The sequence below is a fragment of the Azospirillum soli genome (assembly GCF_017876165.1).
Lineage (GTDB): Bacteria > Pseudomonadota > Alphaproteobacteria > Azospirillales > Azospirillaceae > Azospirillum > Azospirillum soli.
The window spans coordinates 1-18858 of sequence record NZ_JAGINQ010000020.1 but is presented as its reverse complement, the minus strand read 5'-3'; the positions used below and the strand labels follow the sequence as shown (position 1 = coordinate 18858).

Genomic DNA, 18858 nt, shown 5'->3' with positions numbered 1-18858 from the left:
CGCAAACGAACTCTGCGTCCAAGCCGCCGGAAACGGGGAATCGAGGGGCACCGGCGCTCAGTTCTTGGCGAGGAATCCGTGGGCGCGGTGCCATTCCTCAAGCGATTCCGACGGATAGGCGTCGTGGCGCGCCTCGTCCGGTTTGGCATCGACGCGCACCCAGTTGGCCTTTGAGCCCAGCATCATATGGACCTGCGCCGGAGGCTCGGGCAGGGGCGTGTCGATGACGCTCGCGAACGGATGGAGGAGGTCGGGCCATCGCGGGTCCCACAGCCACAGCGCCGACCCGCAGCGCGCGCAGAAGCGGCGCTCGGCCGGGCTCGGGTCGCCGTCGATGACGGCGTGAAAAACGGTGATGTTCTCTTCACCGGTGACCGCCAGCGTGTCGGCTCGGGCGCCCAGGTTGATGGCGTATCCGCCGCCGCCCGCCGTCTTGCGGCAGATCGAACAGTGGCAGCGCAGATACGGGACCGGTGCGTAGGCCTCCACCGAGAACCGCACCGCGCCGCAGTGGCAGGAACCGTCAAGCCGCATCGTTGCTCTCCCTGATCGCCCGAAGATCGGTCGCGCACCATATTGATGGCGCTCTCCGCTCCAGGAAGGATGGTCCCCGCCATCCCTGCGGACAACGCTGCCCATTCGCACGGGATGCCCACGGGGACAGGCGCTCGCGCAGGTCGCTCATCGCCAGCCCTCTTTGGAAGTGGCCGGTAACATCTATTTCCATCAAAGAGGCAATGGAGCCGTCACGGAGCGGTTGTTGCAGCGTTGCACTGTTGCGGGAGGCAGGATGACGCGGAAGGTGCCCTCACAGCCGGACCGGGGTGTGGTCCTGTATCGGCCCGGCGAGCGCTGTTACGCGCGCAGCCACGAACGGGCCACCCATCTCGCGATCGCGCACAGGCTCGCCGCGCTCAAAGGCTTCGCGTCGGTCGAAGAGTTCGATCCGGCCCGTCGCTACGACGATCCCGTCTACGTCCTTCCCAGCGACACCCTCATCGGTCTGGAGGCGGCAAGCGCCCTGGGCATCCGGGGAGAACACGACCTGTTCGGCGGCGTCGTCCCCCATGCCTTCGTCGCCACCAAGGCCATCACCCACCCGCTTGTCGAACCGGACGCGGTCGCGCCGGCCGGATGGTCCATCGACATGGGCCGGCGGGTTGAGAACGTCGTCCTGCCCGGTTTCACCGCCTTCACCCCCGAGGACGCGCGTCTTGCCGGCCGGCGCCTGCTCGACCGTGGGCCGGTGCGGGTCAAGCCGGTGCGCGAAACGGGCGGGCGCGGGCAAGCCGTCGCCCGCGACGACGCCGAATTGACGGCCGTGCTCGATGCGGTCGATCCCACCGAACTGTCCCAATGCGGTCTGGTGCTGGAGGAAGATCTCGGCGACGTGACGACCTTCAGCGTCGGTCAGGTGCGTGTCGGGGATCTCGTGGCGACCTATTATGGCACGCAGCGCCTGACAGCGGACAACGGCGGCAAGGCCGTCTACGGCGGCTCCGACCTGACGGTCTGGCGGGGCGGCTTCGACACCGTGCTCGGCCTTGAGCTTCCCGAGCCGGCGCGGTTGGCGGTGATGCAGGCCTGTGCCTACGACGAGGCCGCGACCGCCTGTTTCCCCGGCTTCTTCGCGTCGCGCCGCAACTATGACGTGGTTCAGGGGTTGGACTCGCGCGGGCGGCGACGCTCCGGTGTGCTGGAACAATCCTGGCGCATCGGCGGGGCCAGCGGCGCCGAGATCGCGGCGCTGGAGGCCTTCCGGCGCGATCCGGCCTTGCCGGCGGTTCGCGCCACCTGCGTCGAGGCCTACGGTGAGGACGCCACACCGCCCCCGGAGGCGACCGTGGATTTCCGCGGCACGGACGAACGGGTGGGCTTCATCACCAAATACACGCTGGTCGAACGGGTGGACGCTGGGTGAGCCGATGACGACGCGCGAAGAGATGGTCGATATCGCGGTGGACGATCAGCACATTGCCGGGACTGTGGTCAGCCCAGCCTCGGCCGTTCCGGGCTTCCTGTTCGTTCATGGCTGGAGCGGCAACCAGCAGCAATATCTGGCGCGGGCGCGGGAGATCGCCGCGCTGGGCTGCGTCTGCCTGACCTTCGACCTGCGCGGGCACGCGCGCACCGACGCGCAGTTCGAGACCGTGACGCGTGAGGACAATCTGCGCGACGTCATCGCCGCCTACGACGTGCTGGCCAGCCAGCGGAACGTCGATCCGGCGGCCATCGCCGTCGTGGGCAGCAGCTACGGCGGGTATCTGGCGACGATCCTCAGTTCGCTGCGGCCCGTCCGCTGGCTCGCCTTGCGGGTGCCGGCGCTCTACAAGGACGAGGACTGGGGCGTGCCGAAGCGGCGGCTCGACCGCGACGAGCTGGCGACTTACCGCCGGGGCGTGGTGCGCGCGGCCGAAAACCGGGCGCTGAAGGCGTGCGCGGCGTTCGAGGGCGACGTGCTGATCGTCGAATCCGAACACGACGACATCGTTCCCCACCCGGTCATCACCAACTACCGAAAGGCGTTTGAAAAGGCACACTCGCTGACCTACCGGGTGATCGAGGGGGCGGACCACGGCCTGTCGGAGGAGCCATGGCAACAGGCCTACACGTCGCTTCTCGTGACGTGGGCGGCGGAGATGGTGCTGGGCGCGCGCGAGGGGGGCACTGCGCCGGCCGCACACACGCACCGGCAGCCCATGCCGCAGCGGCAGCCGCCCAGCGAGGCATGAGGCCAGCGAGGTATAAAGACGGCCGCGACATAGACGTCGCGATGCCAAAGCCACCTATGACGACCGGCGGCACCAACGAGCGCCGAACTGACCGTCGGTCATGTCCCGCCGCGCCGCTTCCGCCAGCCCGGACACAGCGCCTATCCTGACCCAGTGCGATGTGCCCAGGGATCGCCTCACCGGATCGGGAGGGCTCCATGCCGTTCAAGACCATCCTCGTCCACGTCGATACGTCGGCGGCTTGCGCCAACCGGCTCCAGATCGCCGCCGACCTCGCGCGCCGGTTCGGGGCGCGGCTCATCGGTGCCGGCCTGGGCGATGCCGACCTCGAAACCTCGGATGCGGAGACGGTCGCCCCCACGGAACGGGACTTTTTAGATCAGCTGCGCCGCGCCGACCTTCCCGGTCTGTGGCTCCCGATCAGCGGTCTGGAGGAAGACTTCATCGTACGGCAGGCGCAAACCGCCGACCTTGTCATCGTCGGTCAACGCGACCCCGAACTGACCGCCGGCCTTGGCCCCGAAGGAGTCATTGTCGCCTGCGGGCGTCCCGTGCTCGTCGTGCCGTACGCAACCGCTTGCGAGCGCGTCGGCGATACCGCGCTGATCGCCTGGAACGGCAGCCGGGAGGCGACCCGCGCCGTGCACGACGCCCGACCACTCCTGGAGCGGTCGAAAGACGTCGTCGTGCTGTCGGTCCGAGCGGGGAGCACGCAGGATTCAAACGGCCGGAGCCTGGCTTACGACCTTACGCAACGGGGTGTTCGAGCCCGCGCCGAAACCGTGGATGCGGACAAGCGCGCCATTTCGTCCGCGGTGCAAGCCAAGGCGATGGAGATCGGCGCGGACCTCATCGTCATGGGCGCCTACAGACGCTCGCCATTGGATGAGTTGTTTCGCGGCGGCATGACCGATGCCATGCTCCGCGGCATGACCCTGCCCGTGCTGATGGCGCACTGACGATCGGGCGGGTCCCGAAGCCGGCACCCGCCCACGCGAACCGTCAGACGGCGGCCGTGACCACCACCTCGATCAGGATCGACGGGTCGCCGAGGTCGGCGACGCCGATAGTGGCGCGCGCCGGCAGGTCGTTACCGTCCAGCCACTCCAGCCACGCGGCGTTCATCTCGTCCTTTGCCGCCATCTTGGTGATGAAGAGCTGGGCGGACAGCAGCTTGGTCTTGTCCGTGCCGGCCATCGCCAGCACGGCGTCCAGCTTCTTGCAGATCTGGGCGGTCTGGCCCTGCATGCCGACGCTGACGTCGTCGGCGATGATGCCGCCCAGGAAGACGATGCCGTTGTGCTCCACGGCGCGGTGCATGATCTTGGTCTTTTCGATGCGCTTAACCACGAATCTCTCCGGTTTCTTGGTGATTGATGGGTTAGGGGGTGACGGAAAAATCGACGTACTTCGCCGCGATGCGGGCGAGCGTGCCGTCCTGGACGACCGACGCGATGGCCGCGTCGAACGCCGCCTTCAGCTCGGTGTCTTCCTTGCGCAGGCCCACGCCGACGCCCGGACCGAAGACGTCCGCGTCGATCAGAGGCTTGCCGACGAGCTGGATGCTCTTGGCCGTGTCGGCCTTCACCCAGTCCGACGCGGTGGCGCCGGTGGTGATCGCCGCGTCGATGCGGCCGCTCTTCAGGTCGGCCAGCAGGTTGGAGGCGGTGTCGTAGCTCCGCAACGACACGTCCTTGCCGAAGTGCTTCTCGACGTAGCGGTAATGGGTGGTCGAGGTCTGGGCGCCGACGCTCTTGCCCTTCAGGCTTTGCGCGGAGCCGTCGATGGGCGACCCGGCCGCCGCCACGAAATAGGCGGGCACGACCATGTAGGGGTTGGAGAAGGCGATGGCCTTCGCCCGCTCCGGCGTGATGTTCATGGTCGCCATGATCGCGTCGTAGCGGCGCGTCATCAGGCCGGGGATGATGCCGTCCCAGTCCTGGGTGACGACGGTGCAGGGGCGCTTCATGCGCTCGCACAGCGCGCCGGCCAGCTCGACCTCCAGGCCGGCGACCTGCCCGTCGGGCTTGGTGAAGTTGAACGGGGGGTAGGCGCCCTCCGTGGCGATGCGCACGGCGGATCCCTGCGCCAGGGCCGACGAGGAGACGACGAGGCTCAGCGCCAGACCGATGGCCAGACGTTTCATGATGTGCTCCGGGATGGTGGGTGGTGCTGGGCCGTGCTCAGCGCGCCGCGACGACGACGATCTCGACGAGGTATTCGGGGGCGGCCAGACGCGCCTCGACCGTCGCGCGGGTCGGCGGGTTGGCGCGGTCCACCCAGGCGTCCCAGGCCGCGTTCATGGCGGCGAAGCTGCCGATGTCGGCGAGGTAGACGGTGGCGGTCAGCAGCTTGCTCTTGTCCGTGCCGGCCTCCGCCAGCAGGGCGTCGATCTGGCGCAGCACGTCGCGGGTCTGCGACTCCACGTCGGTGGAACCATCGTCGGCGATCTGGCCCGACAGATAGACGGTGTCGTTGTGGATGACCATCTCGCTCATCCGCGGGCCGGGGTGGACGCGCTGAATCGGCACGCTCGTGTCTCCTGAATGGGGTCGGTGTGGGGTGGTCAGGCGGCGACCGCCGTCTGGCGGAAGCGCTGGATGCGGAAGGCGTCGATGGGCAGGTCGGTGGTCTGGTCGGTGATGAGATCGGCGAGGATCCGCCCGACGATGGGGCCAAGCTGGAAACCGTGCGCCGAGAAGCCGAAGGCGTGGAACACGCCCGCCTCGGTGCCGCTGGGGCCGATCACCGGGATGTCGTCGGGCATGCGCCCCTCGATCCCCGCCCAGGCGCGGACGATGGTGGCGCCGCGCATGTTCGGGAACAGGTCCCAGACCGTGCGGGCGTTGACCGACATCTTGGCGTAGTCCAGCTCGGTCCGGTTCTCGTCCGGCACGGCCCGCCCCAGCAGCCCGCCGCCGATCAGCACCGTTCCGTTGGGGAACTGCTTGAAGGACAGCGTCCGGCCGGTCGCCCCGACCACGGGCTTGAGGAAGGGCGGCATGCGCGCCGTGATCATCAGCATCGGGGCGATGACCTCCAGCGGCACCGGCTCGCCGAGCTGGGCGGCGATGCGGCCGGCCCAGGCCCCGGCGCAGTTGACCAGCACCGGCGCCTCGAACCGCCCACCGTCCGCCGTCTCGACGCGCCAGCGCGTGCCGGAGCGGGCGACGCGGGTCACCGCCGCCCCTTCCGCGAAGCGCGCGCCGAGGCTTTCCGCCTTGCGCTTGAAGGCGAAGGTGGTGCGGTAGGGGATGGCGGCCCCGTCGCGGCGGGACACGACGGCCCCGACACAGTGGTCGGCAATGGCGGGGACGAGGCGGCGCAGCTCCGCCCGGTCCGCCACCTCCTCGTGCGTGAAGCCCAGCGCGTTGAGCTGCGCGACGCGCGCCCGGCCCTGGTCCAGTTCAGCTTCGGTCTCGGCGACCTTGATCTGGCCGTGGCTTTCGAACCCGCAGTCGTCGTCCACCAGTTCGGCGATGCGGTGCCACAGCGCCATGGAGGCGACCGACAGCGGCACCTCCGCCACATGGCGGCCGAGCTGGCGCACGCCGCCCGCGTTCACGCCGGAGGCGTGGCGGCCGATGTAGTCCTTCTCGACCACCAGCACCTTGGCCCCGCGCAAGGATAGGTGCAGGGCGGCGGAGCAGCCGTGCAGGCCGCCGCCGATGACGATGACGTCAGGCTGAGACGTTGCGGGTTCGGGCATCGCCGCCTCCCCGTCAGTGGTGCAGCACGGCGTTGATCTCGTCCTCGCTCTTGGGGAGCGAGGCCAGTTCCGCCAGCGTGATCGGCTTCACCGGCGGGCGCAGGCGGTAATAGCCGACCTCGGCCGGGGATACGCCGCGCGCGTCGGCGATCACCTCGGTCACGGTCGGACCACACAGCCGGCCCTGGCAGGGACCCATGCCGCAGCGCAGGAAGGACTTGGTCTGGTTCGGCCCGCTGCACCCCAGCTTCACCGCCTCGCGGACCTGCCCCGCCGTGACCTCCTCGCAGCGGCAGACGATGGTGTCGTCCTGCGGCACGCGGAAGTCCCTGGCCGGCTTGTAGAGGGTGTCGAGGAAGACGCGCCCGCGCTGCGCCCGGTCCAGCGCCTCGCGGTGCGGGGCAGCGTCGCGGTCGCGCTCCGCCCGGTCGATGCGGCCGAGCCGGTGCAGGGCGTCCAGCGCGGCCAGCCGGCCCCGGTGCTCCGCCGCCAGCGCGCCAGCGATGCCGGCACCGTCGCCGGCGATGGAGACGCCCTCCACCGTCGTGGCGCCCCAGTCGTCGACGGTCGGGACCCAGCAGCGCTGCCCCTCGTCCCAGTTCTGGGCGCAGCCGATGGCGTTGGCGAGGTTGATGTTGGGGACGACGCCGTGGTGCAGCAGCAGCGTGTCGGCCGGAAGCCGCGCCTCCGCCCCGTCGCCCTGGCGGTGGACGACCGACTGCACGCGCCCGTCGCCCTCCGCTCGCAGGGCCGAGACGTTGCCGATCACCTTGACCTTGCGACGGACCTCCAGCAGCAGCTTCAGGCCCTTGCCGATGTAGCCGGAGCGCAGGAACTCGGTCATGTGCGGCATGGCCTGCCGCCAGTTCTCGCGCGGGGTGGTGTCCAGGATCGTGTCGATGCGCGCCCCGGCGCGCAGGTACTGCCACGCCAGCAGCCACAGCAGCGGCCCCGTGCCCGCCAACACCACGTTGCCCGAGGCGACGAGGCCGGAGGTCTTCAGCAGAATCTGCGCGGCACCGGCGCCCATCACGCCCGGCAGGGTCCAGCCGGGGATGGCGAAGGGCCGCTCCAGCGCGCCGGTGGCGAGGATGATGTGTTTGGCCGGCAGAAGCCGCGCCGCCCCTTCCCGCGACAGGCCGATCTCCAGCCCGCGCGAGACGCTCCACACCGTGCTGCCGGGCAGATAGTCGGCGCCGCTGTCGCGGAACGGCCCCACGAGGTCGGCGCCGTGCCAGTAGTCGGAACCGAGGACGCTGGGGTTGCGCACCGGGGTCTGGGTGATGGCGCGGTAGATCTGGCCGCCGGGGGCGGGCTGCTCGTCCAGCAGGACGGTGGACACGCCCCGCTTCGCCGCCAGCGTGGCGGCGGCCAGACCGGCCGGGCCGGCACCGATCACGGCAAGGTCGTAACGTGTCGTCATCGGGCGATCTCCCGCTTGCCGTTCTGGGTCTCGACCCGCATGCCGGGGCGGACGCGCACCTGGCAGCCCTGCTGGTTGCCCACGTCGTCGATGATGACGAGGCAGTCGAAGCACACGCCCATCATGCAGTAGGGCGCGCGCGGGGCGCCGGACACCGGCGTGGACCGGCAGGTCTGCACCCCGTTGGCGAAGAGGGCGGCGGCGACGCTGTCGCCGGACAGCGCCTCGGCCGGGCGCCCGTCGATGGTGAAGGAGACGCGCTCGCCGGACGCGTTAGGCAGCCTTTGGAACATCGAACCTCCGGGCGCTGAAGACGGTGAACTCCTCGGGCAGGCGGCCGGCCGCGATGTGCGGCGCCAGCGCGAGGGCGTGGTTGGCGGCGAGGGTCACGCCGCTGTGGCAGGTGGCGACGAAGGCGCCGGGCGCGCTGGTCGACTGTTCGTAGATCGGGAAGCCGTCCGGGCTCATGACGCGCAACGCCGCCCAGGTCCGCACGACGTTCAGCTTGCCCAGCAGCGGGAAGATGCGGATGGCGCGCTCCGCGATGGTGGAGGTGACGCCGTTGCGCACCGTGGTGTCGAAGCCGACGTCCTCGAAGCTGTCGCCGATCATCACGCCGCCCTCGTCGGTCTGGCGGATGTAGCCGACCGGGAACTTCAGGAAGGGCGCGGTCTTCTCCGTCACGATGATGTGGCCGCGTTCCGGCCGCACGGGCGCGGACAGCCCGACCATGGGCGCCAGCCGCGCGCTGTCGTGGCCGGCGGCGAGCACGACCTTGCCGGCCCCCAACTCTCCGGCCGACGTGATCAGGCGGAAGCCGCCGTCGCGCGGCTCGATCCGTTCCACCCGGTGGTTGGGCAGGTAGGCGGCACCGTGGAGGCCGAGACCCGCGTGCAGCGCGCGCAGCAGCCGCAGGGAGTTGCAGTGGCCGTCCAGCGCGCAGTAGCTCGCCCCGACCACGTCCTTGCCGATGTAGGGCATTTCCTTCGCGACGGCGGCGCGGTCCAGCATCTCGTAGTCGTAGCGGACCATGGAGGGCTGGTTGTGCAGCCGGCTCAGCTGGGCGGCGCGGGCCTCGACCTCGGCCTCCGACAGCAGGGGCATGAAGCCGCCCGGCCGCTCGTAATGCACGTCGATGCCCGTCTGGTCGCGCAGCATGCCGGCGAAGCCGGTCCAGCGGTCGGAGGAGCCCTTGGTCCAGCCCGCGTATTCGGGCATCCCCAGCCCCTTGCCCTGGACCCAGACGAGCGCGAAGTTGCCGCGCGACGGGCGGACGGCGATGTCGCCCTCGTCCAGGATGGCGACCTTCTGCCCCAGCCGGGCGAGGCCCCAGGCGGTCGCCGACCCGACGAGCCCGCCGCCGACCACGGCGATGTCGTAATCGGGCCTGTTGTGTGCGCTCATGGTTGGGTTCACTCCTGTCCGCGGCCGACCAGCAGCCGCTCAAGCCCGTACAGGCGGTCCAGCACCAGCATCGCGGCCACGGTCATGAAGATCAGCGCCGCGGACACGGCCGCCACCAGCGGGTCGATGTTGTCCTGGATGTAGAGGAAGAGGCGCACGGGCAGCGTCGTCGTCTCCGGCGAGGCGATGAAGACGGTCATCGTCACCTCGTCGAAGCTGTTGATGAAGGCCAGCACCCAGCCGCTCGCCACGCCCGGCAGGATCAGCGGCAGCGTGACCCGGCGGAAGGTGGTCAGGGAAGAGGCGCCGAGCGACGAGGCCGCGTTCTCAATGGAGCGGTCCATGCCCGTGGAGGCCGCCAGGATCAGGCGCAGCGCGAAGGGCAGGATGATGATGATGTGGCTCAGCACCAGACCGGCGAAGGTGCCGCCCAGCCCGATCTGCGTGAAGAAGCGCAGGAAGGCGATGCCCAGCACGATGTGCGGCACCATCAGCGGCGACAGGAACAGCGCCGTGATCGCCTCACGGCCGGGGAAGCGGTGGCGGGCAATGGCCAGCGCCGCCGGGATGGAGAAGGCCACCGCGAAGGTGGAGGACACGGCGCCGAGCACGAGGCTGTCCCGGAAGGCACGGACGAATTCCGGGTTGTCGGCGATGGCGTAGAACCAGCGCAGCGACAGCCCGTTCGTCGGCAGCGACAGGTAGCCCTCGGACGTGAAGGCGACCGCGCAGACGATCAGGATGGGCGCCAGCAGGAAGCCCAGAAACAGCGTGTGGAAGACGAGCGCGAGGGGGCCGTTGCGGTTCATTCGAACACCTGCTTGTAGCGACGCTCGATCAGGCGGTTGCAGCCGACGATGATGACCACGTTGGCGACCAGCAGCAGGATCGCGATGGCGGCGCCCAGCGGCCAGTTGAGCGTGTTCAGGAACTCGTCGTAGGCCAGCGTCGCGGCGACCTTCAGCCGGCGCCCGCCGATGATGGCCGGGGTGGCGAAGGCGCTGGCCGCCAGCGCGAAGACGATGATCGATCCGGACAGGATGCCGGGGATGACCTGCGGCAGGACCACACGGCGCAGCACGGTGAAGGGCTTGGCGCCCAGCGACAGGGCCGCGTTCTCGATCTGCGGGTCGAGCCGCTGGAGCGACGCCCACACCGACAGCACCATAAAGGGCACCAGCACGTGGGTCAGCGCGATGACCACGCCGGTTTCCGTGTACATGAACTCGATCGGCGTCGCGATCAGCCCGACCGCCAGCAAGGCCTGGTTGATGAGGCCGGTGGAGCCGAACAGCAGCGCCCAGCCCAGCGTGCGCGACACGACCGAGATCAGCAGCGGCCCCAGCACGATCAGCAGGCAGATGCCCCGCCAGGGGGAGTTCATGCGGCGCAGGATGTAGGCCTCTGGCGCGCCGAGCACGGCGGCCAGCAGCGTCACCAGGAAGGCGATGCGGAAGGTCCGCAGGAACACCTCGTGGAAATAGCTGTCCGACGCGATCTCGATGTAGTTGGACAGGCTCCAGACGTCCTGGATGCCGGTGTAGAAGCTGAATCCGTTCAGCGACAGCAGCGCCGTCATGGCCAGCGGGACGAGCAGCAGCACCGCGAACAGCGCCAGTGCCGGCAGGCTCAGCAGGTAGGGCACCGGGGACGGCCGGTCCGCTGGGGCGGAGGCCGGCGGGGCCGATGCGGCGACGGTGCTGGCGGGGGAGGTATCGGTTGTCATGTCGTAGCGCCTTGAGTCGTCGCTCGGCACGGCGGTCATGACGCACCGACCTGACCGGCCATCACCCGCATATCCTCGGGGCGCCAGCCGACCATCACGCGCTCGTTCTCCTGCGGCAGGACCTGCCCGTCGTTCTGGCGGATCACCATCATCGGACCGGCCGGGGTCTCGACCTCGAACAGCCACTGGGTGCCCTGAAAGACGCGGGCCTGCACCAGGCCGGGCACGCCGGCATCAGCAACGAAGGAGACCTTCTCGGGGCGGACGGTCATCACGCCAGGGCCGGGGGGAACCGCGTCCACGACCGGCCAGACCGCGCCGGCCACGTCGATGCGCCGCGCCCCGCCGTCCTGGCGCACCGTGCCCTGGAGCAGGTTGGTGCGGCCGAGGAAGTTGGCGACGAAGGCGCTCGCCGGGCGGTCGTAGGCCTCCTGCGGGGCGGCGACCTGCTCGACCTTGCCCTTGTTCATGACCACCACGCGGTCGGACAGGGCCATGGCCTCCGCCTGATCGTGGGTGACGAGGATCATGGTGGTGCCGACGGTGCGTTGGATGCGGCGCAACTCGATCTGCATCTCCTCGCGCATCTTGGCGTCGAGGTTGGACAGCGGCTCGTCGAGCAGCAGAAGGTTGGGCTTGATGACCAGCGCGCGGGCGAGCGCCACGCGCTGCTGCTGGCCGCCGGACATGCGGCGCGGGTAGCGGTCGCCGAACGCGCCGAGACCGACGAGCTTCAGCGTCTCCGTCACCATGCGGTCACGGTCGGCGCGGGGCACGCCGCGCATCTCCAGCCCGAAGGCGACGTTCTCCGCCGCCGTCATGTGCGGAAACAGCGCGTAGCTCTGGAACACGATGCCGAGCCCGCGCTCGTTGGGTTTCTTCACCAGCAGATCGGCCCCGTCCAGCGTGATGCGTCCGGCGGTCGGGTCGAGGAAGCCGGCGATCATCTGAAGCGTGGTGGTCTTGCCGCAGCCGGACGGGCCGAGCAGCGAAATCAGCTCCCCCTTCTCGACCGTCAGCGACAGTCCATCCACGGCGAGCCAGGGGCCGAACCGCTTGGTCAGCGTATCGAGGACAAGGTAGGCCATGGTTCCGTCTCCACGTCCGGGCAGAGCCCCTCTCCCGCCAGGGACGGGAGAGGGGGGTGTTGCCACTCCATTCTGTCGAGAAAGGCTTGGCGGTTGGGCAAAGCCCTCTCCCCTCGTGGGAGAGGGGTTGGGGTGAGGGGGTGTAGCGTCCGGCAGGACGGGGAAGAGTCCTGATTGGCCTTTCGCCTTTGGCGAACACCCCTCATCCCAACCCTTCTCCCACAAGGGGAGACGGGCTTTGCCCCCAAACCGGCCTCTCCTCGGCGTTGTCAGAGTGGTGTTAACGCTCGATCTCGCGGGTCCAGCGCTTGTTCCAGGCTTCACGGTTCGCGTTGATGGTGTCCCAGTCCACGACCAGCAGCTTGCTCATCTGCTCCGGCCCGTAGGGCAGGCCGACCTGCTGGTCGGGCGTCAGCTCGACTTTCTTGTTCACCGGGCCGAAGCCGGCGCTGACCGCCAGCGACTTCTGCGCTTCCGGCATCAGCATGTGCTGGATGAACTGCTGGGCCTCGGCCGGCTGCTTGCTGCCCTGGATCGCGCAGGCCGCGGAGGCGAGCACGATGCCGCCCTCCTTCGGATAGACGAAGGCGGCGGGGAAGCCGGTGTCGGCCAGCGCCTTGCTGCGGCCCGAACCCCACACGGCGATGGTCGCCTGACCGCTCTGGAACAGCTCGGTCATCTTGCCGGGCGACGGCTCGTAGGCGAGCACGTTCGGGTTGATCTTGTCGCGGAATTCCTTGAAGCCCGGCTCGATGTTCTTCTCGCCGCCGCCGTTGAGGCGCGCCATCATCACCAGCGCGTGCAGGCCGTAGGAATTGTTGATCGGCGGAATAACCAGCTTCTTCTTGTACTTGGCATCCTCGATGTCGGTCCAGGAGGCAGGCGCCGGCCACTTGTTCTCCTCGAAGACCTTCTTGTTGTAGACGATGCCGGTGCCGACAGCGCCGAAGTTCACCGCCTTGTTGGACGGCATTTTGGCGAGGTCGTAGAGGTCGTCGTAGATGGGGGCCTTCGCCAGATCGGAACAGAAGCCCAGGGCCACCGCCTGATACATCGGGCCGTCGTCGAGGATCACGACGTCGATCTGCTGGTTGCCCTTCTGGGCCTGGAGCTTGGCGAGGTTGTCGGTGGAGTTGCCGGCGACGTATTCGATCTTCACGCCGTGCTTCTGTTCGAAGGCGGGGATGATCTCCTTGCGCATGGTCTGCTCGAAGGAACCGCCGTAGGCAGCCACGTAGAGCGTCTTCTGCTGCGCCTCAGCCGTTCCGCACCACACGGCGGCGGTCGCCATCAAGCCGTAGACGAAAGCCCGCATCTCTCCCTCTCCTCGTTCTTGTTTGGCATCCAGCGGTGGATATTTTGTCGCACGAGAAGATGGTTGCCTCCCCAACATATAACCGTCAAATCGAATTATTGAGGGCCACCATGCTCAAATGTTATGATGCGGCGTTCTGACCCCGTCCGGAGTGGACCGCCGCGTGCTCAACCCTCGACAGATCGAAGCTTTTCGCGCCGTCATACTGGCCGGCGGCATCACCTCGGCGGCCGAATTGCTGAACATCTCGCAGCCGGCGGTCAGCCGCCTGATCGCCGATCTCCAGCACGCGCTGAAGCTGACCCTGTTCGAGCGGCGCGGGTCCCGGATCACGCCCACCAGCGAAGCGCTGGCGCTCTATCAGGAGGTGGAACGCTCCTTCGTCGGGCTGGAGCGGATCGAACAGGCGGCGCGCGACTTGCAATCGCGCCGTGCCGGCACCTTGCGGGTCGCGGCGATGCCGGCGCTCGCCATCGGCTTTCTGCCGCGCTTCGTCGCCCGGTTTTTGCACCAACGGCCACGCGTGGACGTGTCGCTGTGGGGTAGCAGTTCGACGCAGGTGCTGGATTGGGTAACTGCCGGGCAATGCGAACTCGGCTTCGGACAAACACCCGTCGAGCACGGCACGGTGTTGAGCGAGAGGCTGCCGACCGTGCCGGCCGTCGCCATCGTACCGAGCCTGCACCCTCTGGCCGACAAGCCCAGCCTGGAGCCCAAGGATTTCCGGGGCGAGAATTTCATCTCGCTGGGGCAATCGACCCTGCTGCGCTACCGGATCGACGCGGCCTTCGCCGACCGTGGTGTGGATCGGAAGCTGCGCATCGAAACCCAGTTGACCATGATCGCCTGCGCCATGGTGGCCGCCGGGGCCGGCGTCGCCATCGTCGATCCCTTCACGGCGGAGGAATACGCCGGCGCCGGCGTCGTCGTCCGCCCCTTCGAGCCGCGCATCGACGTCGAAATGGTCATGCTGCGCTCGGCCCAGCGGTCCCTGTCGACGCTAGCCCAGGATTTCCTGGAGGGCTTCCGTTCCGAGATCGCGGCCTTCGGCTCCGTCGGGACAGGCGGCAGGACGCTATGACCCAATTGCGGCTGGCCCTTCATCCCGATCGGTCCTGAGCATTCTCGCGGGTCGAAAAGCAGCCTATTCGGCGGCACAATCGCCGCCAGTCGGTTAGAGTAGCGGCAACGGCCACCGCCGGAAGCGCAAGGGAGCAGAAAGGACGCATGGCGCTCACCCCCGATCCAGCCGTTTTGCATGGGATGCCGCTGTTCGCCGGGCTCGACGGGGAGGCCTTGGCCGACGTGGTCCGTCAGGCGGGCACGCGCCGCGTTCCGAAAGGGACGCAGGTCTTCGCGCAGGGCGACGAAGGTGCCGGCGGCCACGCGCTGATCGACGGTCGCGTGAAGATCGTCCAGGCCGGCGCCGACGGGCAGCAGGTGGTCATGCGCCTCATCGGCCCTGGCGAGATGTTCGGCACGCTGGCGATGTTCACCGGCGGAACCTATCCGGCGGACGCCGTCGCCGTGTCGGACTGCGTGGAAATCCACTGGTCCGCCGCGACGATGACTGCGCTGATGGAGCGGCACCCGCGCATCGCCCTGAACGCGCTGGCAATTGTCGGACAGCGCTTGCAGGAGGTACAGAACCGGCTGCGCGAGGTGTCCACCCAGCGGGTGGAGCGGCGAATCGCCCACGCGCTGGTCCGCCTTGTCCGCCAAGCCGGGCGCCGGGTCGAGGATGGGGTGGAGATCGACTTCCCGCTCTCGCGCCAGGACGTGGCGGAAATGACCGGCACCACGCTCCACACCGTCAGCCGCACCCTGTCGGCCTGGGAGAGCCAGGGCATCGTCGAAAGCAGCCGTCAGCATGTGGTGATCCGCAAACCCCACGCGCTGATCGCCATTGCCGAGGATCTGCCCCCGACGACCGAGGCCACCCCAAAGGACTGAGCGTTTGCTCCCGCGCAAAGAGCCGCGACGGCGATCCCCCTATCCTGATGCGGTGCCGAGGACGGCACGTGCATTCCAGGATTCGGAGTCGCCTTCCCATGGCTGTCCAGACCGTCGATCCGCGCCCGAGCGCACCGCCCTTCGTGGTGTTTCAGTACGGCTTTCGTCCCTTCTTCCTGCTGGCGGGGCTGTCGGCGCCGGCCCTGGTCGCTATCTGGCTTCTCGTGCTGACGGGCGCCCTGCCGCTGCCGGGGGATGTGGCGCCGATGTCCTGGCACGCCCATGAGATGCTGTTCGGTTTCGCGAGCGCCGCCATCGCTGGCTTTCTGCTGACCGCCGTGCCGAGTTGGACGGGCACCAGCGCGCTTGCCGGCCGTCCGCTGGCCGCCCTGGTCGCCCTATGGCTGGCCGGACGGATCGCCAGCCTGCCGCCCTTCGCCGATGGCTGGGGTGCGACCGTGGTCGATCTCGCCTTCTTTCCTGCGCTGGGAGCCGCCCTCGCCATGCCGTTGCTGCGCGCCGGCAAGTGGCGGAACACCGCGTTCCTGCTGCTGCTCGGCCTGATGACGGTGGGGAACCTGCTGTTCCGGCTGGAATGGCACGGCCTGACCTCGGGAACGCAGGCTCAGGGAATCGCGCTGGTGACCGGCGTTGTGCTGATGATGATCGCCGTGATCGGTGGCCGCATCGTTCCGGCCTTCACCCGGAACGCGCTGCGGGCGCGCGGCGATACGACCGAGGTCGGCTCCCCGTCCGCCGTCGATACCCTGGCGCTGGCGCTGACGGTCGCGGTGATCGCCGTCGATGTGTTCCTGCCCGCCTCGGCGATGGCCGGTGTGCTCGCCTTGGCCGCCGCGTCGGCCCACGCGGTGCGGCTCGCCCGCTGGCGCAGCGACCGGACGCTGCATGACCCGCTGCTGTGGATCCTTCACGTCGGCTATGGGTGGATCGTCGTGGCCCTGGGGCTCAAGGCCGCTTGGCTGCTCGGCGATGCCGCCGTCGGCGCGACCTGGCTGCACGCCCTGACCGCCGGCGCTTTTGCCACGATGATCCTGGGGGTCATGAGCCGGGCCGCGCTCGGCCACACCGGCCGGAAGCTCGTCGCGCCGCGCGCCACGGCAGTCGGCTACGTCCTGCTGACGCTGGCGGCGCTCGTGCGCATCGCTGCGCCGTTGCTTTCCTCCGTGAACTACGCCGACGGGCTTGCGGTGGCCGGCGTGCTTTGGACGCTCGCCTTCGGCCTGTTCGTCCTGGATTACGCCCCGATGCTGCTGCGCCCGCGCGTGGACGGGCGGCCGGGATGAGCGAAAGACATTGCCGAAAGACATTGCCATGTCTCTCCAAGGCACGCCCCTCCCCTCCCCCGACCGGACCGTGGCCGACCTCATGCGGGAATGGCCGTCCCTTCTGTCGGTGTTCCTGCATCGCCGCATGGCCTGCCCCGGCTGCGCGATGGCTCCCTTCATGACGTTGCGCGAAGCGGCAGGGGCCTACGGGATCGATGTGGAGGTCCTTCTGTCCGACCTCGCCGCGACGACGGACGGCGGACTCACCACCGGCCCGGTCCAGCCGCCCCTGCCGCACCGCCCTCCGGCTGAGGAACCGGCGCCGGCGCAAACGGTTCGAAGCTTGCGCGGGCACAAAGAGGTCGGGGCGCCGCCACGGCATGATTGACCATGGTCGAGAAAGGGGGACGCGATGGGATGGACGGATTTTCTCACCCGATTGGGCGGCGGGGCACACGCAAACGAGCCCCCACTAACCGTTCCGGTTCATGACGGGACATCCCCGCTGGACGACACGATCCGCGCTGCGCTGCGGACGGTTCTGGATCCGGAACTGGGCCTGAACATCGTTGATCTCGGGCTGCTCTATGCGATCGACGCGACCGAGGAGCGCGTCCGGGTCGATATCAGCCTGACCACCCCGACCTGCCCTCTGGGCGAGACCGTCGCCGCCGACGCGCGGGCGGCCATACGGCGCGCGCTGCCCGATGTGCCGGACCTGGATGTCCGTCTGGTCTGGGACCCGCCCTGGAAACCTTCGATGATGAGCGATGATGCACGCAGGCAACTTGGCTGGTAGCGCCGCCGCGTCGCGCGGCCCTTCCGTCGCCCTGAAACGCGGACCCGTTCTGGCCCTGGCCGTGGCCGCCATGGCGGCGGGCCTGCTCGGTGGGCTGGCCCGGCTCGGCATTGCCGTGCCCGGGGCCGAGGGTGATTTGGCGGTCCATCACGGGCCATTGATGGTCGTGGCACTGTTCGGCACGGTGATCGGCCTGGAACGCGCCGTCGCCATGGGCGGGTACTGGCCGTATCTGGCGCCGGCCGCCTCGGGCGTCGCCGGACTGCTGCTGATTGCCGGCGGCTCGCCGGGGCTGGCGGCCGGAATGGCCGTCGCGGCCGGAGCGATCCTGCTGGCGGGCGGCCTGCTCGTGCTGCGCCGGTATCCGGCCCTGCACACGGCGGTGCTGGCCGGCGGCTGCGCCTGCTGGCTGGTGGGAAACCTGCTGTGGGCGGGCGGTCTGCCGGTTGCCCAGGCCGTGCCCTGGTGGATCGGTTTCCTGGTGCTGGTGATCGCGGGCGAACGGCTGGAGTTGAGCCGCGTGCTGAAGCCGCCGCCGGGCCGCAGCCTGCTGTTCCTAGCGTCGGGCAGTTTGCTGTTGGGCGGCATCGCCCTGTCCTCCTGGGAACCGGATGCGGGCCTCGTCCCCCTCGGCCCGGGGCTGCTGGCGATGGCGCTTTGGCTGGCGCGCTACGACATCGCCCGGCGCACCATCCGCCAGACCGGACTCGTCCGGTACGTGGCGGCCTGCCTTCTGGGCGGCTATCTGTGGCTGGGGATTGCCGGGCTGCTCGCGCTCGGCGACGGGTCCGGCGCGGCCTTCGTCCGCGACGCGGCACTGCACGCGGTCTTCCTGGGGTTTGTGGTGACCATGGTCTTCGCCCACGCCCCGATCATTCTGCCGGCGCTGCTGCGGGTGACAGTCCCCTACACGCCTATCTTCTTCGCCCATGTCGCCCTGCTCCACGCCACGCTTGGCCTGCGGATGCTGGCCGACCTGATGGGCTGGGTTGAGATCCGCGCCTGCGCCGGCCTGGGCAACGGGGCGGCCATCCTTCTCTTCGCGATGCTCACCGTCGGGGCCGCCGTTCGCGGGCGCCGTTCGCGGTGAACTTGTCCCGGCGCAAAGAGCATCGCACATGAAACCCGAATCGGGGGCGCTCTGAGTGCGGTTGGTCTTCCTCGACGAGACCGCCCCCCACGCTTCCACGAAGGCAGCCCCAAATAACGCGAAACCGGCCGCTCCTATTGGGAGCGGCCGGTTTCGGTGATCGTTGGGAAGACATGCGAGTGACGGTTCGTTGAGCGTTCGTTGTGTGTGGCCGTTGGTGTTGTTGAGCTGTGCGCGCCGTGGCGACCTGGCGGCGACCTACTCTCCCACGTCTTAAGACGCAGTACCATCGGCGCTGAGGCGTTTCACGGCCGAGTTCGGAATGGGATCGGG

At 69.0% G+C, this 18858-nt stretch carries 21 protein-coding genes and 1 rRNA gene; 9 read left to right on the top strand and 13 right to left on the bottom strand.

Annotation, left to right across the window (positions count from 1 at the left end; all coding sequences use genetic code 11):
- Positions 1-57 precede the first annotated feature (57 nt).
- Complete coding sequence (locus J2852_RS24420) at positions 58-534, bottom strand: GFA family protein (RefSeq protein ID WP_209880740.1); 477 nt, start codon at positions 532-534, stop codon at positions 58-60.
- 256 nt (positions 535-790) lie between these two features.
- On the opposite strand from J2852_RS24420, the gene J2852_RS24415 reads away from it, so the two are divergent.
- From J2852_RS24415 to J2852_RS24405, 3 genes are all read left to right on the top strand, one after another.
- Complete coding sequence (locus tag J2852_RS24415; protein ID WP_209880738.1) at positions 791-1921, top strand: DUF3182 family protein; 1131 nt, start codon at positions 791-793, stop codon at positions 1919-1921.
- A gap of 4 nt (positions 1922-1925) precedes the next feature.
- Positions 1926-2732 carry an alpha/beta hydrolase family protein gene (locus J2852_RS24410; RefSeq protein ID WP_209880736.1) on the top strand — a complete coding sequence of 269 codons (807 nt, stop codon included), beginning with the start codon at positions 1926-1928 and terminating at the stop codon, positions 2730-2732.
- Positions 2733-2929: 197 nt separating this feature from the next.
- The gene (locus J2852_RS24405) at positions 2930-3691 is read left to right on the top strand and encodes a universal stress protein (protein WP_209880734.1); all 762 of its coding nucleotides are present in this window, start codon (positions 2930-2932) and stop codon (positions 3689-3691) included.
- 43 nt (positions 3692-3734) lie between these two features.
- On the opposite strand, the gene J2852_RS24400 is transcribed toward J2852_RS24405, so the two are convergent.
- The 11 genes from J2852_RS24400 to J2852_RS24350 form a co-directional block, all read right to left on the bottom strand.
- Positions 3735-4082, bottom strand: a complete 348-nt coding sequence (locus J2852_RS24400; protein ID WP_209880732.1) for a RidA family protein — start codon at positions 4080-4082, stop codon at positions 3735-3737.
- A 31-nt stretch (positions 4083-4113) separates the two neighbouring features.
- Positions 4114-4878, bottom strand: coding sequence for a transporter substrate-binding domain-containing protein (locus J2852_RS24395; RefSeq protein WP_209880730.1), 765 nt, complete (start codon positions 4876-4878; stop codon positions 4114-4116).
- Positions 4879-4915: 37 nt separating this feature from the next.
- A complete protein-coding gene (locus tag J2852_RS24390) occupies positions 4916-5263 on the bottom strand; it encodes a RidA family protein (RefSeq protein WP_209880729.1) in 348 nt (115 codons plus the stop codon).
- Between the two features lie 35 nt (positions 5264-5298).
- Positions 5299-6441: an NAD(P)/FAD-dependent oxidoreductase gene (locus tag J2852_RS24385; RefSeq protein ID WP_209880727.1), complete on the bottom strand. Its 1143-nt coding sequence runs from the start codon at positions 6439-6441 to the stop codon at positions 5299-5301.
- A gap of 13 nt (positions 6442-6454) precedes the next feature.
- Positions 6455-7864 (bottom strand): FAD/NAD(P)-dependent oxidoreductase, encoded by a 1410-nt coding sequence (locus J2852_RS24380; RefSeq protein ID WP_209880725.1) that lies wholly within the window; start codon positions 7862-7864, stop codon positions 6455-6457.
- Positions 7861-8157, bottom strand: a complete 297-nt coding sequence (locus J2852_RS24375) for a (2Fe-2S)-binding protein (RefSeq protein WP_209880723.1) — start codon at positions 8155-8157, stop codon at positions 7861-7863. Before J2852_RS24375 ends, J2852_RS24380 begins: the two co-directional genes overlap by 4 nt.
- Entirely contained in the window at positions 8138-9268 is a 1131-nt protein-coding gene (locus J2852_RS24370) for an NAD(P)/FAD-dependent oxidoreductase (RefSeq protein ID WP_209880721.1), read from the bottom strand. The genes J2852_RS24375 and J2852_RS24370 overlap by 20 nt, the downstream gene beginning before the upstream one ends.
- An 8-nt stretch (positions 9269-9276) precedes the next feature.
- Positions 9277-10077, bottom strand: a complete 801-nt coding sequence (locus J2852_RS24365) for an ABC transporter permease (protein ID WP_209880719.1) — start codon at positions 10075-10077, stop codon at positions 9277-9279.
- The gene (locus tag J2852_RS24360) at positions 10074-10994 is read right to left on the bottom strand and encodes an ABC transporter permease (RefSeq protein ID WP_246499951.1); all 921 of its coding nucleotides are present in this window, start codon (positions 10992-10994) and stop codon (positions 10074-10076) included. The genes J2852_RS24365 and J2852_RS24360 overlap by 4 nt, the downstream gene beginning before the upstream one ends.
- Positions 10995-11029: 35 nt before the next feature.
- Entirely contained in the window at positions 11030-12082 is a 1053-nt protein-coding gene (locus J2852_RS24355; RefSeq protein WP_209880717.1) for an ABC transporter ATP-binding protein, read from the bottom strand.
- Between the two features lie 280 nt (positions 12083-12362).
- Positions 12363-13397: an ABC transporter substrate-binding protein gene (locus J2852_RS24350; protein WP_209880716.1), complete on the bottom strand. Its 1035-nt coding sequence runs from the start codon at positions 13395-13397 to the stop codon at positions 12363-12365.
- A 163-nt stretch (positions 13398-13560) separates the two neighbouring features.
- Here J2852_RS24350 and J2852_RS24345 point away from each other — a divergent pair, with 163 nt between their 5' ends.
- From J2852_RS24345 to J2852_RS24320, 6 genes are all read left to right on the top strand, one after another.
- The gene (locus J2852_RS24345; protein ID WP_209880714.1) at positions 13561-14478 is read left to right on the top strand and encodes a LysR substrate-binding domain-containing protein; all 918 of its coding nucleotides are present in this window, start codon (positions 13561-13563) and stop codon (positions 14476-14478) included.
- A 146-nt stretch (positions 14479-14624) separates the two neighbouring features.
- Positions 14625-15350 (top strand): Crp/Fnr family transcriptional regulator, encoded by a 726-nt coding sequence (locus J2852_RS24340; protein WP_209880712.1) that lies wholly within the window; start codon positions 14625-14627, stop codon positions 15348-15350.
- 98 nt (positions 15351-15448) lie between these two features.
- A complete protein-coding gene (locus tag J2852_RS24335; protein WP_209880710.1) occupies positions 15449-16654 on the top strand; it encodes an NnrS family protein in 1206 nt (401 codons plus the stop codon).
- 28 nt (positions 16655-16682) lie between these two features.
- Positions 16683-17024 (top strand): DUF1858 domain-containing protein, encoded by a 342-nt coding sequence (locus tag J2852_RS24330; RefSeq protein WP_209880708.1) that lies wholly within the window; start codon positions 16683-16685, stop codon positions 17022-17024.
- Positions 17025-17048: 24 nt separating this feature from the next.
- Positions 17049-17435 (top strand): metal-sulfur cluster assembly factor, encoded by a 387-nt coding sequence (locus J2852_RS24325; protein WP_209880706.1) that lies wholly within the window; start codon positions 17049-17051, stop codon positions 17433-17435.
- On the top strand, positions 17407-18525 hold the full coding sequence (locus tag J2852_RS24320) for a hypothetical protein (protein WP_209880704.1): 1119 nt from the start codon (positions 17407-17409) through the stop codon (positions 18523-18525). Before J2852_RS24325 ends, J2852_RS24320 begins: the two co-directional genes overlap by 29 nt.
- 245 nt (positions 18526-18770) lie before the next feature.
- On the opposite strand, the gene rrf is transcribed toward J2852_RS24320, so the two are convergent.
- Positions 18771-18858: ribosomal RNA gene (gene rrf / locus J2852_RS24315) — 5S ribosomal RNA — on the bottom strand; the annotation flags it as partial.

Excerpts from the sequence above, each read along its gene's own strand:
- J2852_RS24420 (WP_209880740.1), bottom strand. The coding sequence starts at position 534 with ATGCGGCTTGACGGTTCCTGCCACTGCGGCGCGGTGCGGTTCTCGGTG.
- J2852_RS24415 (WP_209880738.1), top strand. The coding sequence starts at position 791 with ATGACGCGGAAGGTGCCCTCACAGCCGGACCGGGGTGTGGTCCTGTAT.
- J2852_RS24410 (WP_209880736.1), top strand. The coding sequence starts at position 1,926 with ATGACGACGCGCGAAGAGATGGTCGATATCGCGGTGGACGATCAGCAC.
- J2852_RS24405 (WP_209880734.1), top strand. The coding sequence starts at position 2,930 with ATGCCGTTCAAGACCATCCTCGTCCACGTCGATACGTCGGCGGCTTGC.
- J2852_RS24395 (WP_209880730.1), bottom strand. The coding sequence starts at position 4,878 with ATGAAACGTCTGGCCATCGGTCTGGCGCTGAGCCTCGTCGTCTCCTCG.
- J2852_RS24385 (WP_209880727.1), bottom strand. The coding sequence starts at position 6,441 with ATGCCCGAACCCGCAACGTCTCAGCCTGACGTCATCGTCATCGGCGGC.
- J2852_RS24380 (WP_209880725.1), bottom strand. The coding sequence starts at position 7,864 with ATGACGACACGTTACGACCTTGCCGTGATCGGTGCCGGCCCGGCCGGT.
- J2852_RS24375 (WP_209880723.1), bottom strand. The coding sequence starts at position 8,157 with ATGTTCCAAAGGCTGCCTAACGCGTCCGGCGAGCGCGTCTCCTTCACC.
- J2852_RS24370 (WP_209880721.1), bottom strand. The coding sequence starts at position 9,268 with ATGAGCGCACACAACAGGCCCGATTACGACATCGCCGTGGTCGGCGGC.
- J2852_RS24365 (WP_209880719.1), bottom strand. The coding sequence starts at position 10,077 with ATGAACCGCAACGGCCCCCTCGCGCTCGTCTTCCACACGCTGTTTCTG.
- J2852_RS24360 (WP_246499951.1), bottom strand. The coding sequence starts at position 10,994 with ATGACAACCGATACCTCCCCCGCCAGCACCGTCGCCGCATCGGCCCCG.
- J2852_RS24355 (WP_209880717.1), bottom strand. The coding sequence starts at position 12,082 with ATGGCCTACCTTGTCCTCGATACGCTGACCAAGCGGTTCGGCCCCTGG.
- J2852_RS24350 (WP_209880716.1), bottom strand. The coding sequence starts at position 13,397 with ATGCGGGCTTTCGTCTACGGCTTGATGGCGACCGCCGCCGTGTGGTGC.
- J2852_RS24340 (WP_209880712.1), top strand. The coding sequence starts at position 14,625 with ATGGCGCTCACCCCCGATCCAGCCGTTTTGCATGGGATGCCGCTGTTC.
- J2852_RS24335 (WP_209880710.1), top strand. The coding sequence starts at position 15,449 with ATGGCTGTCCAGACCGTCGATCCGCGCCCGAGCGCACCGCCCTTCGTG.
- J2852_RS24330 (WP_209880708.1), top strand. The coding sequence starts at position 16,683 with ATGTCTCTCCAAGGCACGCCCCTCCCCTCCCCCGACCGGACCGTGGCC.
- J2852_RS24325 (WP_209880706.1), top strand. The coding sequence starts at position 17,049 with ATGGGATGGACGGATTTTCTCACCCGATTGGGCGGCGGGGCACACGCA.
- J2852_RS24320 (WP_209880704.1), top strand. The coding sequence starts at position 17,407 with ATGATGCACGCAGGCAACTTGGCTGGTAGCGCCGCCGCGTCGCGCGGC.